Origin of the sequence: Acinetobacter sp. NCu2D-2 (genome assembly GCF_001647675.1) — a bacterium.
GTDB lineage: Bacteria > Pseudomonadota > Gammaproteobacteria > Pseudomonadales > Moraxellaceae > Acinetobacter.
The window spans coordinates 871992-886107 of record NZ_CP015594.1 but is presented as its reverse complement, the minus strand read 5'-3'; the positions used below and the strand labels follow the sequence as shown (position 1 = coordinate 886107).

The following is a 14116-nucleotide window of genomic DNA, read 5'->3' as shown; positions in this document are numbered from 1 at the left end:
CAATATATTGAGGCTTTTTTTTATCTCGATTAATCTATGCGCTTTATACAGAGGGAAATAAAAATGTCGGCAATTTGGTTAGCAGGTCAAGGTTTAGCGCAGAGCGAACAAACTGTAGATTTTCCCCGACCTGACCGTTTGGTCAAAGGTAATCCAAAGCGTTTGACTGAATCCCTCTATGAACACCCCAATATGAACTGTGGGATCTGGCAATGTGAAGTGGGTGCATGGAATATTGTTTTTGCTGAAAATAAACAAGAATTCTTTACGCTAATTGAAGGCATCGTTCGATTACATCATGCAGAGACAAATACCTTTGTCGAAATTAAAGCAGGTGAAGCAGGTGTGATACCGCCAAGTTTTAAGGGGACTTTCGAAGTGATTGAAGCTGTAAAAAAATACTTTGTGGTCGTTGAAGTCTGATCTAATCAATTAAATTTTTTTTGAAAAATACAATTAAAAATTCTGTTTGTAACCATGCTGTAAGACTTGTAACTCAAAGCTACAGCATTAAATCAATATCAATTACTTAATGTATTTCTGTTTATAAATTAAACATTTCATAACACGATTTCATCCCCCATTTTTAAGATTAATCCGTACATTGAAAGCAAGATGAATTGATCAGATTCATTCCTATTTTCTTTTTATTCACTAAGGATGATCACTATGGCAGCCGCAAAAAAAACGACTGCAAAAAAATCTAAGGAGAGCACTTCTAAAAAAGAAGCTGCAACCAAAGATGATAAAGTAAAAACCAAGAAAACTTCATCAGCTAAAGATTCATCAAAATCGAAAGCTGAAAAAAAAGAAGCTCCTAAAAAAACCACTAAAGCAAAAACCAGCGCTAAGGTTAAAGAGGAGAAACCAAAAGCTGAGAAGAAAACTACCAAAAAATCTTCAACAGCAAAGAAAACCGATACCAAAGCAACCAAGTCTAAGGAAGAAAAGCCAAAGACTACCAAAGCAAAATCAAGCAGTAAAAAAACCAAATAATAGTAGCCCCAACTGGGGCTACTTTTTTAACTTAATCTTGTAATAACACGACTGGAGTGATGATGACTAAGAAAAGCATTGCCATACCTAAACGCGAATCACGTGTTCATTCCAACAGTTTTGATTACAGTTTAGATTTTAAAAAAATTAATTTTCGCGAACATCCTGAACTTTATCGAATTGGACGTGGTGAACAAGGTGTATTAATGGTCGAGCCTTATAAATCAGAAATTTTGCCCTATTGGCGCTTTGCCGATGAAGAAAAAGCCATCGAAAGCAGTAGCAAAATCTGGCAATTGTTTGAAACGTATTTGGAAGCTGAAGATTTTGTCGGTGCAGATATGGCACGTAAATTTTTACAGATGGGTTTTACACGTGCACGTCGCTATGCTAATCATAAAGGTGGTAAAAAATATGATGGTCCAGTTCCTGATGATAAAAAAGGTTTAAGTGGTGCACATGGACGCGAAGAACTTCCACGACAAAAAGAAGATCCAGTCAAAGCTGCTGCAGCACGAATCTTTAAACAAAAATGGGATGAAGCCAAAGCTCATCCCAAATATGTAGAACAAAAAGAAAAATTTTTAGCGTTTATACAAAACCGAAACTGAGCAAATTATGAGTTAGACAATGATGCTTGTGGATCAGTCTTCGCAATATACACACGATTTCGACCTGTATTCTTCGCCGCATAAAGTGCAGTATCTGCTGTATCCAAGAATTTTTGATAATCTGGATGACCATCATATAAAGCACAACCAATACTCACGGTAAATTTAAATTGCTGTCCTTGAGCACTGGTAATCATGCCATGTTCAACATATTTACGAATGCTTTCAGCAATATTAACCGCACGTTCAAGATCTGTCGCCACCAATAACAGTAAGAACTCTTCCCCACCGACACGGAATGCATAATCACTGCCCTGACTATATTTTTGCAATGCTTCGGCAATAAATTTAAGTGCTAAATCCCCTGCAGCATGCCCAAATTTATCATTAATGGATTTAAAGAAATCCGCATCAATTGCCAGTAATGATAAAGGTGTACGGTTTTGACGTGAATAGGTAATCTCACGACTGACAATGGTATTTAAATAACGACGGTTTAACAGTTGAGTGAGTGAATCATTCCCTGATTCGATATATTCAGAAACTTGGAATAACTGATCGACCAAATGTTGAATTTCACGATTCAGATCACGAATAGACTGAATTAATTCCAAGATTTGCTCTTTTTCATAACATTGGGTCACAATCTCATTGAGCTTATCGACTTCATAAATGCGGTCAATAATCAGCTTAACCTGATCTGATCCTGAAAAAGCATAAGATGCTTTATGAATAAACCATAAGCCAAATTCTGATTTTGATAACATTGGATGTTTAAAACCAACATTGCCCGTGAAGACTTTAAACATTAGTTCATTTTCCCAGTCGAGTAATGAACTGCGTTGCTTGTCTTTTTGTACCGCAACATCTTGCATCGCAGAAAATAGACGATAGCTATGCTTCACTTCTTGATTAGCCACAGTCTTGGCTTCATATGAGCGACACATAATTTCAGTCGCAAAGCCCATAATCTGAATAATATAACTACACGTCGTTAAAGCACTTTTAGTGTCGCTATTATTTAATAACTCAAACATTTTACGTTCGATTTCACGTACACCGCGCATAATCAACCATGATGGAATACCCACACGTGCATGCACATGCCCAACCATGCGTTGTTTTTCTACTGCATCGCTGTAGCTCTTATTGATTCCAACACTGAAACTTTCCAGTAACCATTGATTTAATGTATCGCGCAGACGTTGTTGAATAATGTCATCTGAGAAAAATTCTGCTGATTCTTTCTCGACTAACATTTTTTTATAGAATTCTTCGACCAAGACCAATGAATGTTCTTGAATGAATTGAAATGCATGCAGGAGATCATCCGACGAATAATTCTGACATATATGTTTCCACTGCTCAGCCAGCATGGCCATACATTCATTATTCATAATCGAGATCCCCACCATTGCAATATTCGCATTAATTATGTGACAAATATAACAAAAATAAAGGGAAATACTAGCGGATAATTTAGTTATCTTAAATAGTTAACTATTTGATGTAAAAAGCAAAGTATTAATGTTGATGTGCATCACCTTTAAAGTATTTGCTCCAAAAAATTATCAAAAATAATGCAATAAATTGACAGCAATTTGTTGCCAATTTTCATGTTTAGATTGCTGATAATTCCAACTCAGTTGCAGTGAGTTTTGTGCATTTAAACTATATTGCACTGCACTACCGATATTCATTTGCCATACATGCCGATCACTCCAATAAGGTAATTCTATTTGCACCAAACTATTAATTCGATCAGTCCAGATATTCTGACAGCCTAGAGTCGGGCCGAGTCCTACACGCCAACCTTTATCTAAGTTTTTGCCTGCTTGTAAGTGGTTTTGAATTTGGGCATAACATAGATGTTCAAGCTCAGTATTTACAGCACTAAAACCAAACTGCGTATTTAAATTAAACACACCGTGCTGCTCTGTCTCACTAAAATGCCCTTGATGCTGTGCTTCTTGTTTCCAGCCCAAGTTGAATCCCCAACTTAAAGGCGTTTTAAATGGCGTGATCGGATTATAGGAATTCACAGACAGTACATTAAATGACTCTAACTTCAGTTGATCATCGCGATACTGCAGCTGACCGTCCAATAATTTAAGTTGCGTCCCAATGCGATAACCCCCTTGTGGATCAATCAAATCATGATAGGCCTGACGATGCCCAAGTGTGATTACATCCTCACCTTGAACTTTACCAACACCCAATGAAATATGACGAGCATGATGGCTATCGACAGGATCAACTTTCGGTAGAGAGACTGTAGCGCGTTGTTTATCGAGATCGATCTGACTACGCAAAATTAATAATTGTCTTAATTTTGGCTCTGCAACTTTTGCTTCGACCTTACGACTGAGCAATTGTAGATACAGATCGTCATAAGCCATTTCCAATATTCTGGCTTGTTGCTGTACATTAAATTTTTGCAAGAAATTTGCAAATTCAGAACGTTCTTGTTGCGTTAACACATGGGCATGTTTGGCTAAAGCATATCCATGCTGTTTGGCTTGTGCATTGAGCTGAGTTTCTAAAGCAGGTCGATATTCAGCAGTTTCAATTAAGTGTTCATCACGAATAGCTTTAATAGTTTCAATTGGGATGGCACTGGCTTTAAAACGGCGTTGTAGGTTGGCTTGAGGACGAACTAAATCAATTAAACCTAATAATCGGTAAGCACAGTTATCATTAATAAAATAGTAGGGAAACTGAACATGCTTGAGTTCCCAAATATGTTTCACTAAAAAACGGGTTTCTTGCTCAGTCAAAGTCAGCTCATATTCCCATAAGTCACGACTTTCAAAATCACCGTACTCTTTTACCTTGCGGTAATAGGGCATTAAGGAATATTCACCCGGATATTGCCCCGTTAGACCTTTCCATGCATAAGACCAACTTTGTTCATCAGATACAGTCGCTGCATAATTGACTGCATAAGAAACCAGATTTAATTCTTTGAGATTTTTGGGGTCTAAACGCAATAAGGTATGCCCGAACATAGAGCTTGGATTGCCCATAAAATCTGTGGCATAAATTAAAGTCGCTTTATAGGGCTTAATTTGTCCAATCCACTCATCAAATTCTGTACAGGAAACTTCAGGTAAATCAGACTGAGTAATATTTAATTTTTGAATAAGAAATTCACTACGTGCAGGGAATTTACACTGAATAGATTTATTATCTTCATGCTGTTCAAATAAAGCTGTGATATTTTGTTTTAATTCTTGCGTTAGATCATGTTTACCCTGTTCAGCATAGAAAAAGCCGGCATAATCAACTTCACTATTTTTATTAGAATTTGCATAAAGTAGTCGTTGCCATGTCGGATCATTGGCTAATTGCAATTGCACTGCTTTATCTTGATAAAACTCACCCAGTGTTGTGGATGCTGAAAGAATAGATGAATGAAATAAGAAAGAAAAAAAGAATATCGTTTTAAGCTTCATAGAATGACAAAGTAATTTTTAGATAAAGAAAACCCTGCCAAAAGACAGGGTTTTAAAACAGATTAAACGTATGCTTTTAATACGTCATCATTTGCCATTACAGCTTGTAGAGATGCCAAAACTTCTAAAGAATTTTGGTTTTCATCTGAATAAATTGTACCGAAGTTTTGTTTAGAAACCGCGAAGAAACGTGCTTTATCATCCGCTTTAATGTTTAGCAATTCAGCTAAAACATTTAAGCTTTCACCTTCACCAACAGCCATATCACGCGCTAAAGATTCAGCATTTTCATTTGTAAAAGTTACCACTTGCGCAGTCACAGTACCTGTACCGCTACAACCCAAAGTACCAAAAGTAATACCAAATAGTTGGTTCGCGAAAATACCGTTGGTTGTTGCAGCTAAGATTTTTGCAACTTTACCTGATTGACCAATTCAGATTAGCTTGCATTTCAGTCAATTGCAAAATAATTTCTTCCAAAATGAAATTAACTGCTAAGTGCTATCACTGCTTCAATACCCAGCGCCCATGCACATTCCGTTGACCCAAAATTTTTAATACCAAAACCAGACTGAGCAACAGCAATAAATACCATGATCCCAGTTTACCCCAACCAACCATATGCCATTTCTCGACTTGGCTTGGATAGAGCCAAATTTGATAAAAGGTACTAATATTTTCAGCGACCCAAATAATAAAGGCCAGTAGCACCAAGATGGGCAACATGGGGATTTGAAATTTATGCAGTGAAAGCTCAAAACGTATTTTTGTTTTCCAAAAAATCACCACACTCCAAATAAAAAGTAGTGCGCGATAATCTGGAATAAAAAACTTACTCATGAAATTAATATAAGACAACAATGCCAAGCTCAGCATATTGCCGAATGTCGGTAAATTTTCAAAAGAAACGCGATACAAACGCAATGAGCGCGCAAAGAAGCTACCCACAGCAGAATACATAAATCCTGCAAATAAAGGTACAGTCAAAATTTTAAAAACGGCGGGCTGAGGATATTGCCAAGATGCAATCGCAGGATGAGTAAGAAAGATTTCCATACCCATTGCCATGATATGAAATAAGGCAATCACTTTGGCTTCTGCCCAAGATTCTAATTTGGCATAGAGCAAAATCACCTGAATCGTTAGGGCATAAAACAGTAAATAGTCATAGCGAAAGAAACCATGAAATTCGCTGCTGCCCATAAATGCGGTGAACACAAACGCGAGCAGGAGTAAAATTCCAAATAAGGCAGCCGAAGCTGCCTTATAAGTAAATTCAAAACCTGATTTTAAAATTGCAATCAAGTTCTTATCCTAGAAGTATTTCGCACTGTATTCATGTACGGTATCAATAAACGCTTTAGGATTGGCTGGATCAACCCATTGGGTAATCCCATGACCGAGGTTAGCCACATAGCCTGTTTTCTCACCATTGGCATAGGCATCATCAATCATCAATTGAGTTGCTTTAATAATACGTTCATGTGAGCCATATAAGGTTGCAGGGTCTAAATTTCCTTGCAATGCCGCACGACCTGCTACAGTTTGTCGCGCGGTTTGTAGTGATGTGGTCCAGTCTAAACCAAATGCATCAGCACCCGTTGCAACCATTGGCTCAAGCCATTGCCCACCACCTTTGGTGAATAAAATCACTGGGATTTTACGCCCCTCTTTTTCACGTTGTAAGCCTGCTACAATCTTTTGCATATATTGTAGTGAGAACTCTTGATATTCACGATGAGCTAATGCACCACCCCAACTATCAAAAATTTGCACGGCTTGCGCACCCGCATCAATTTGGGCATTTAAATAATCGGTCACAGCATCGGCTAAACGCGATAAAAGTACATGCAAAACTTCAGGCTGCGCATACATCATATTTTTGGTATAGCGGAAGTCCTTGCTTGAACCCCCTTCGACCATATAAGTTGCAAGTGTCCAAGGGCTACCCGAGAAACCAATCAAAGGAACCTGTCCACCCAACGCAGAACGAATAGTCGATACCGCATTCATCACGTACGGTAAATCTGACTTCGCATTGAACGCTGGTAGATTCGCAACATCTTGTTCTGTACGAATGGTTTTGCGGAACTTAGGTCCTTCACCTGCTTCGAAATATAGCCCTAAACCCAGTGCATCAGGGACAGTTAAAATATCTGAAAATAAAATCGCAGCATCAAGATCATAACGACGCAGCGGTTGTAAGGTGACTTCACATGCAAATTCAGTGTTTTTGCAAAGTGATAGGAAATCTCCTGCTTTTGCACGTGTTTCACGGTATTCTGGTAAATAACGACCTGCCTGACGCATCATCCATACAGGCGTTGTATCTACAGGTTCACGTAATAATGCACGTAGAAAACGATCATTCTTCAGGGTCGTCATTCACATTCCTATCAAACTTTGATTTGTCCTCCATCATAGCAAAATCCCTAGCTTTTGAATAACTTCGCTTAACGCTAAATAACGATTAACTTGAATGGATAAATGTGTCTATTTACACAAAACAAATACTGCAACGTGAAATTATTTCTGTAATACTTAGAGAGTTATTTCAAAAAGTTAATGAATAATTCTTAAGGTTGAATTACATGTTCGTTCGCACCATACTCGCTATGAGTTTAAGTGGCATTATTGCAGGCTCTGCTTTTGCCGCAACAACTGCTGAAAAAGCTTTAAATCCTAAAGTGATTGCTGACGTAGCAGTTCAAGACCCGATCGATCCTTTAGCGACAGAAGCATCTGCAGCAAAAGCTAATGTCGAGACTCCAATTTCTCAACAAGAACAACAAGATCTAAACTCTGCATCAAACGCACTCGATACACTTCATAACACTGAAGATACAAATGCAGATATCGGTGTTTCATCTAAAAATACCGTAAGCACCAATACTAAAGCGCCAAAAGCGTCTTGGACTTTGGATGGTTTAAACAACGCAACTTGGTATGAAAATATCGGTGCAGGTCAATTCCCTGTTTATGCACGTGCACATGTGATGTTAAACAATGCCCATGCTTCACCAGGCGCAATTGATGGTACAAGTGGTAAAAACACACTTAAAGCAATTGCGTCATTCCAGCAAATGAACGGCATTAAACCTACAGGTATTTTGACTCAAGAAACTTGGGACAAATTAGTTGCCCTACATGGTTCAAAGCCTGCTTATGTGGAATACACCATTACTGCAGATGACCTTAAAGGTCCTTATGCCAAATCAATTCCATCTGACTATGCTTTACAAGCAAAAATGCCAGGCTTGTATTACACCCGTGTAACTGAAATGTTGGGTGAAAAATTCCACATGGATGAAGATTTCTTGAAAATGCTGAATCCAGGTGCGAATTTTAACAAAGTCGGTCAAAAAATTATTGTAACTAATATTCGTAATGATCTATCTGAAGATATTCATTTAATCGTTGCGCATAAAGGTGCAAAACAGCTTTATCTATTCAATAGTAAAAACCAAATGGTAGGTTCATTCCCTGCTACGATTGGTGGTACAAATACGCCATCACCAACAGGCACCTACAAAGTGACTGGCGTTGCGAAAAACCCGCATTACAGTTACTCACCTTCGAACTTCGTTCAAGGGAATAACTTGAAACCGCTTTCTTTACCACCTGGTCCAAACGGTCCTGTGGGTAATATCTGGATTTCATTGAGCAAACGTTCATTTGGTATTCACGGTACACCAAACCCTTCTATGATTTCTAAATCATATTCACATGGTTGTATCCGTCTAACCAACTGGGATGCAAACGATCTAGGTCGTAAAGTGAAAAACGGTACGACTGTACGTTTCCTTGAATAATTCTTTTTCAGATAAAAAACCCACATCATGTGGGTTTTTTATTGTCTAAATATTATCGTTGCAAAATTGCAATGATCTGTCGCTAAATCACTATTTTTATCAAATTAGAACAACCCTAAAATAGCCTTAATTTAAAAATAACGTCGAGATTATATTATGGATGCTTTCGTACATCGTAGTGAAAATCGTGGTCATGTCAAAATGGGTTGGCTTGAGTCTAAACACAGCTTCTCATTTGGCAATTGGTACAACCCTGAATATATGGGTGTAAGTGCTCTACGTGTGATTAATGATGACCTGATTGATGCTCATCAAGGCTTTGGTCAACATCCGCATGACAATATGGAAATTTTAACTTGTGTGTTAAATGGCACGATTACCCATCAAGACAGTATGGGCAATCACGGTGGTATTTCTGCAGGTGAATGGCAATTGATGAGTGCCGGTACAGGCGTGCGCCATAGTGAAATGAACCAAGGTGATGAACAAGTTCATTTACTACAAATTTGGATTATTCCAAATGAGCGTGATGCAAAACCCAATTACCAACAAATTAAGTTAGATCCTCAAGATCAGCCAAATCAATGGCACTTAATTTGTGGACCGAATGACAATGCACCAATGCATATTCGCCAAAATGCAGAAGTGAAAACGGCGGTAATTGATCAAAACCAAACTTTAGAAATTAAAGCCACACAACACGTAAACTATATCCATGTAATTGAAGGTCGTGTCCAAATTGCTGAATATACGTTAAATGCTGGAGATGCGATTGCATTCTTAGATGATGTAGATATTCAAGCTTTAGAGAATGCTCGAGTAATTTGGTTTGATTTGCCAGAACGTATTCAAAACTAAATCCAATAAAACACCCAGCCTAGGCTGGGTTTCTTATTCATATTATAAGCATAAAAAAAGCCCTAATCTTTCGATTAGGGCTTTTAAAAATTTGGCGGAAGCGGTGAGATTCGAACTCACGGAGGGGTATAAGCCCTCGTCGGTTTTCAAGACCGGTGCATTAAACCGCTCTGCCACGCTTCCATGTGCGCAATAATACGGAGCTTTTTAAAAACTGACAAGTGAAAGTTACAGTTATTAAGTTCGACTGCATATACTTTCATCAAATCATTACAATTTGGCTGCTAATTCAGCTCCTTCACGTATAGCACGTTTCGCATCTAACTCTGCAGCCAGTTTTGCACCACCAATGATATGGTAATTCGCTAAAGTTGTTTCAGAATCAGTTGGGAAAATATCTTTTACCGATTCCTGACCTGCACATACGACGATTGTATCTACACGAAGCAACTGATCTTGGCCATTGGTTTCAATCCATAAACCTTCATCAGTAACTGCTTTGTACTGCACACCACGCAGCATACGCACAGCATGTTTTTTCAATTGAGTACGATGTACCCAACCTGAAGTTTTACCTAATCCCGCACCAAGTGGCGTCGTTTTACGCTGCAATAAATAAATTTCACGGACAGGTGCTTCAAGCTCTGCACGCAGCATACCTCCTTCGCTGACATAATTTGGATTTGGATCTACGCCCCATTCCTTCTTCCATTCATTCAACGCTTGTGGCTGTGCTTGATGAGGAGGTTTTAATAAATATTCAGAGACATCAAAACCAATTCCACCTGCACCAATCACCGCGACACGGTGTCCCACTTCTGCCCCACGTAGCACCTCGGCATAAGAAAGCACTTGCGGTAAATCACTGCCTGCAATTTTTAACTCACGTGGAACTACACCCGTTGCAACAACAACTTCATCAAAACCCTCTCGTTCAAGCTGCTCACGATTTACTTTGGTATTTAAGCGAAGTTCAACGCCTGTCTTTTCAATTTGTACTTTAAAATAACGAATCGTTTCATGAAATTCTTCCTTACCCGGCACCACTTTCGCCAAATTAAACTGACCACCGACTTCATGACTCGCTTCAAATAATGTCACCTGATGACCACGACTTGCTGCCACGGTTGCAGCTGACATACCTGCCACACCGCCACCGACGACCGCAATACGTTTTGATTTTTTGGTTTTGACATAAACCAGTTCAGTTTCATAGGCAGCTCTTGGATTCACCAAACACGTTGCACGTTTATTTTTAAAGGTATGATCCAGACACGCTTGGTTACAGGCAATACAGGTATTGATTTCATCAACACGATTAGTCGCAGTCTTATTTACCCAAAAAGCATCTGCCAAAAGTGGACGTGCCATTTGAATCATATCTGCCTGACCAGACGCTAAAATTTGTTCTGCTGTTTCAGGCATATTAATACGATTAGATGCAATTACAGGGACAGCAACATGCTTTTTAACTTCTGCTGTGTATTCCACAAATGCTGCGCGTGGCACAGATGTCACGATGGTGGGAATACGGGCTTCATGCCAACCAATCCCTGTATTCAATAACGTAATACCTGCTTTCTCGAGTGCTTTCGCTACAGTAATCACTTCATCCATAGTGTTACCGTCATGAACCAAATCAAGCATCGAAAGGCGGAAACAAATAATAAATTTCTCACCCACTTTTTGACGAATAGCTTTCACTACTTCAACCGCAAAGCGCATACGATTCTGAATATCGCCGCCCCATCGGTCATTACGCTGATTCACATGTCGACTTAAAAATTGGTTCAGCAAGTACCCTTCTGAACCCATAATCTCTACACCATCATAGCCTGCCTTTTTCGCAAGACTCGCAGTATGTGCATAATCATCAATCGTCGCTAAGATTTGCTTTTCAGAAAGCTGACGCGGTTTGAAAGGTGAAATTGGCGATTTGATTGGACTTGCAGACACTACAAATGGTTGATAGCCATAACGCCCTGCATGCAGAATCTGGAGTAAGATTTTGGCGCCATGCTTATGTACTGCATGTGTGACTAAACGATGTGGTGCAATATCACCTAAGGTATTCATGGTTCCGCCAGCAGGTAGCAACCAGCCTTGACGGTTCGGTGAGATCCCTCCGGTAATAATTAAGCCCACCCCGCCTTTAGCCCGTTCGCCAAAGTACGCAGCTAGTTTTGGATAATTATAGAAACGGTCTTCCAGACCAGTATGCATCGACCCCATGACCACACGGTTTTTGATACTGGTAAAACCTAGGTGTAGAGGCTTTAAAATATTGGCATACGGTGTAGTGGTCATGGCTCATCCTTTTGGCTTTTGCAACTTGTTGCAAACTACTTTATCGACTTTTATCACTTTGTTTATGGCATTTTTTTTAAATTCTTGATGAATTCAGTCAATTCTAACGTTGCCACTGCTTCTCTGTACTTTTCCAAAGCGCAATCAAACCAAGCAATGTGCCTAATGGAAAACTAAGCAACATCAGTACAGACATCACGCGAGATAAGGTTCTCCCTTGATCCTGACCGCGCTTTACCTGAGTACTGGCCCATAAATTTAAAAAGATTAAAAAGCCAAGCATAAGCAAAACACCCCATAAAATTTCTCTAGGTGTGGTGGTGTTTTGATACTCTAAATATACAAAAAGTGCTCCAGATAGCCCCTTAATCCCTGCATAAATGGCATGTAACATGGCTAAAGTTTGATTGAGGGGCGTATTTTTAAAAGGTGGTGGCTGATTCATTTTTATTTTCATTCCATCATTTAATTATGATTATGTCTTTATAATACTTAAAATTATCAATAAACCAACTTATACGGTTTATTGTAGTGTGATGATTATCTCAGCCTATTGATTATACAATTTAAAACGAGTTTTTCTTTTCTAAACCACACCTAAATAAAATAGTGCTACAATCGAGAAATTATGAGTTTTATTCAGGCCACCAATTCTGGCGCGCCTATTTCAAATCATTAGGATGAACAATGTCTGATAATGCAACTATCTTGCAGAATGTCCCAGTAGGCAAAAAGGTTGGTATTGCCTTTTCTGGTGGTCTAGATACTTCTGCAGCTCTTTTGTGGATGAAACAAAAAGGCGCTGAACCTTATGCTTATACAGCAAACTTAGGTCAGCCAGACGAAGACGATTACGACGCGATTCCTAAGAAAGCTGAAGCTTATGGCGCTGTAAAAGCACGTCTTATCGACTGCCGTCTTCAACTTGCATTAGAAGGTATTGCTGCGATTCAATGTGGCGCGTTCCATATCTCTACTGGTGGTGTTCCTTACTTCAATACAACACCTCTAGGTCGTGCAGTAACAGGTACTATGCTTGTCACTGCTATGAAAGAAGATGATGTCAACATCTGGGGTGACGGTTCAACTTATAAAGGGAACGATATTGAACGTTTCTACCGTTATGGTTTGTTGACCAACCCTGCGCTTAAAATCTACAAGCCTTGGTTAGACCAAACCTTTATCGATGAATTAGGTGGCCGTGCAGAAATGTCACAGTTCCTGATCGACAACGGTTTTGACTACAAAATGTCAAAAGAGAAAGCGTACTCAACTGACTCAAACATGCTAGGTGCGACTCACGAAGCAAAAGATCTTGAATACTTGAATGCGGGTATCAAAATCGTTGATCCAATCATGGGCGTTGCGTTCTGGAAAGAAGACGTTGACATCAAACCTGAAGAAGTTTCAATTACGTTTGAAGAAGGTTTCCCTGTAGCAATCAACGGCAAACGTATTGAAGATCCAGTTGAGTTCATTCTTGAAGCGAACAAAATCGGTGGTCGTCATGGTCTAGGCATGTCTGACCAAATCGAAAACCGTATTATCGAAGCGAAATCTCGTGGTATCTACGAAGCTCCGGGTATGGCGCTTCTTCACATCGCTTACGAGCGTCTTGTGACTGGTATTCATAACGAAGATACGATTGAACAATACCGCATTAACGGTTTACGTCTAGGTCGTCTTCTTTACCAAGGTCGTTGGTTCGATTCTCAAGCGCTTATGCTTCGTGAAACTGCTCAACGTTGGGTTGCTAAAGCAATCACAGGTACTGTGACTTTAGAACTTCGCCGTGGTAATGACTACACCATCATGAACACTGAATCTCCTAACCTCACTTATGAAGCTGAGCGTTTAACGATGGAGAAAGGTGATTCTATGTTCTCTCCTGCAGATCGTATCGGTCAGTTAACTATGCGTAACTTAGACATCACTGATACACGTGCGAAACTTGGTATTTATACAAATTCAGGTTTGCTTGCTGTAGGTACAGGTTCAGCTGTTCCACAATTAAAAGACAAAAACTAAGTTTTAGTTTGTTCTAATATTTAGTTAAGTTAAAAAAACCGCTCTTTTG

General features: G+C 39.2%; 12 protein-coding genes, 1 tRNA gene and 1 pseudogene. 6 read left to right on the top strand and 8 right to left on the bottom strand.

The annotated features are described in order from the left end of the window. Positions 1 to 63: 63 nt before the first annotated feature. The 3 genes from A3K93_RS04080 to A3K93_RS04070 all read left to right on the top strand — a co-directional run bounded on the left by A3K93_RS04080 (position 64) and on the right by A3K93_RS04070 (position 1607). Positions 64 to 423: a cupin domain-containing protein gene (locus tag A3K93_RS04080; protein ID WP_067729186.1), complete on the top strand. Its 360-nt coding sequence runs from the start codon at positions 64 to 66 to the stop codon at positions 421 to 423. 246 nt (positions 424 to 669) lie between these two features. Further along, positions 670 to 996, top strand: a complete 327-nt coding sequence (locus tag A3K93_RS04075; RefSeq protein ID WP_067729184.1) for a hypothetical protein — start codon at positions 670 to 672, stop codon at positions 994 to 996. A 62-nt stretch (positions 997 to 1058) separates the two neighbouring features. After that, positions 1059 to 1607, top strand: a complete 549-nt coding sequence (locus tag A3K93_RS04070; protein WP_067729182.1) for a DUF4385 domain-containing protein — start codon at positions 1059 to 1061, stop codon at positions 1605 to 1607. A gap of 5 nt (positions 1608 to 1612) precedes the next feature. On the opposite strand, the gene A3K93_RS04065 is transcribed toward A3K93_RS04070, so the two are convergent. From A3K93_RS04065 to hemE, 5 genes and pseudogenes are all read right to left on the bottom strand, one after another. After that, positions 1613 to 3004, bottom strand: a complete 1392-nt coding sequence (locus A3K93_RS04065; protein ID WP_067731662.1) for a diguanylate cyclase — start codon at positions 3002 to 3004, stop codon at positions 1613 to 1615. Between the two features lie 174 nt (positions 3005 to 3178). After that, positions 3179 to 5062, bottom strand: coding sequence for an Lnb N-terminal periplasmic domain-containing protein (locus A3K93_RS04060; RefSeq protein WP_067729180.1), 1884 nt, complete (start codon positions 5060 to 5062; stop codon positions 3179 to 3181). A gap of 62 nt (positions 5063 to 5124) precedes the next feature. Beyond that, positions 5125 to 5478, bottom strand: a pseudogene (locus A3K93_RS04055) (DUF3015 family protein); the annotation flags it as partial. An 88-nt stretch (positions 5479 to 5566) separates the two neighbouring features. Beyond that, entirely contained in the window at positions 5567 to 6367 is an 801-nt protein-coding gene (locus A3K93_RS04050) for a DUF817 family protein (RefSeq protein WP_067729178.1), read from the bottom strand. Between the two features lie 9 nt (positions 6368 to 6376). After that, positions 6377 to 7447 (bottom strand): uroporphyrinogen decarboxylase, encoded by a 1071-nt coding sequence (gene hemE / locus A3K93_RS04045; protein ID WP_067729176.1) that lies wholly within the window; start codon positions 7445 to 7447, stop codon positions 6377 to 6379. A gap of 206 nt (positions 7448 to 7653) precedes the next feature. On the opposite strand from hemE, the gene A3K93_RS04040 reads away from it, so the two are divergent. Together A3K93_RS04040 and A3K93_RS04035 are read left to right on the top strand one after the other, a co-directional pair. Continuing rightward, complete coding sequence (locus A3K93_RS04040; protein WP_067729173.1) at positions 7654 to 8874, top strand: L,D-transpeptidase family protein; 1221 nt, start codon at positions 7654 to 7656, stop codon at positions 8872 to 8874. A 156-nt stretch (positions 8875 to 9030) separates the two neighbouring features. Next, positions 9031 to 9732: a pirin family protein gene (locus A3K93_RS04035; RefSeq protein ID WP_067729171.1), complete on the top strand. Its 702-nt coding sequence runs from the start codon at positions 9031 to 9033 to the stop codon at positions 9730 to 9732. A gap of 92 nt (positions 9733 to 9824) precedes the next feature. Here A3K93_RS04035 and A3K93_RS04030 read toward each other — a convergent pair. The 3 genes from A3K93_RS04030 to A3K93_RS04020 form a co-directional block, all read right to left on the bottom strand. After that, positions 9825 to 9915, bottom strand: a tRNA-Ser gene (locus A3K93_RS04030). A gap of 87 nt (positions 9916 to 10002) precedes the next feature. Beyond that, entirely contained in the window at positions 10003 to 12039 is a 2037-nt protein-coding gene (locus tag A3K93_RS04025) for an NADPH-dependent 2,4-dienoyl-CoA reductase (RefSeq protein WP_067729169.1), read from the bottom strand. Between the two features lie 103 nt (positions 12040 to 12142). Beyond that, positions 12143 to 12484 (bottom strand): hypothetical protein, encoded by a 342-nt coding sequence (locus A3K93_RS04020; RefSeq protein WP_227509878.1) that lies wholly within the window; start codon positions 12482 to 12484, stop codon positions 12143 to 12145. 242 nt (positions 12485 to 12726) lie between these two features. Between A3K93_RS04020 and argG the strand changes: the two genes are divergently transcribed. Then, positions 12727 to 14067: an argininosuccinate synthase gene (gene argG / locus A3K93_RS04015; protein ID WP_067729165.1), complete on the top strand. Its 1341-nt coding sequence runs from the start codon at positions 12727 to 12729 to the stop codon at positions 14065 to 14067. Positions 14068 to 14116: the final 49 nt, after the last annotated feature.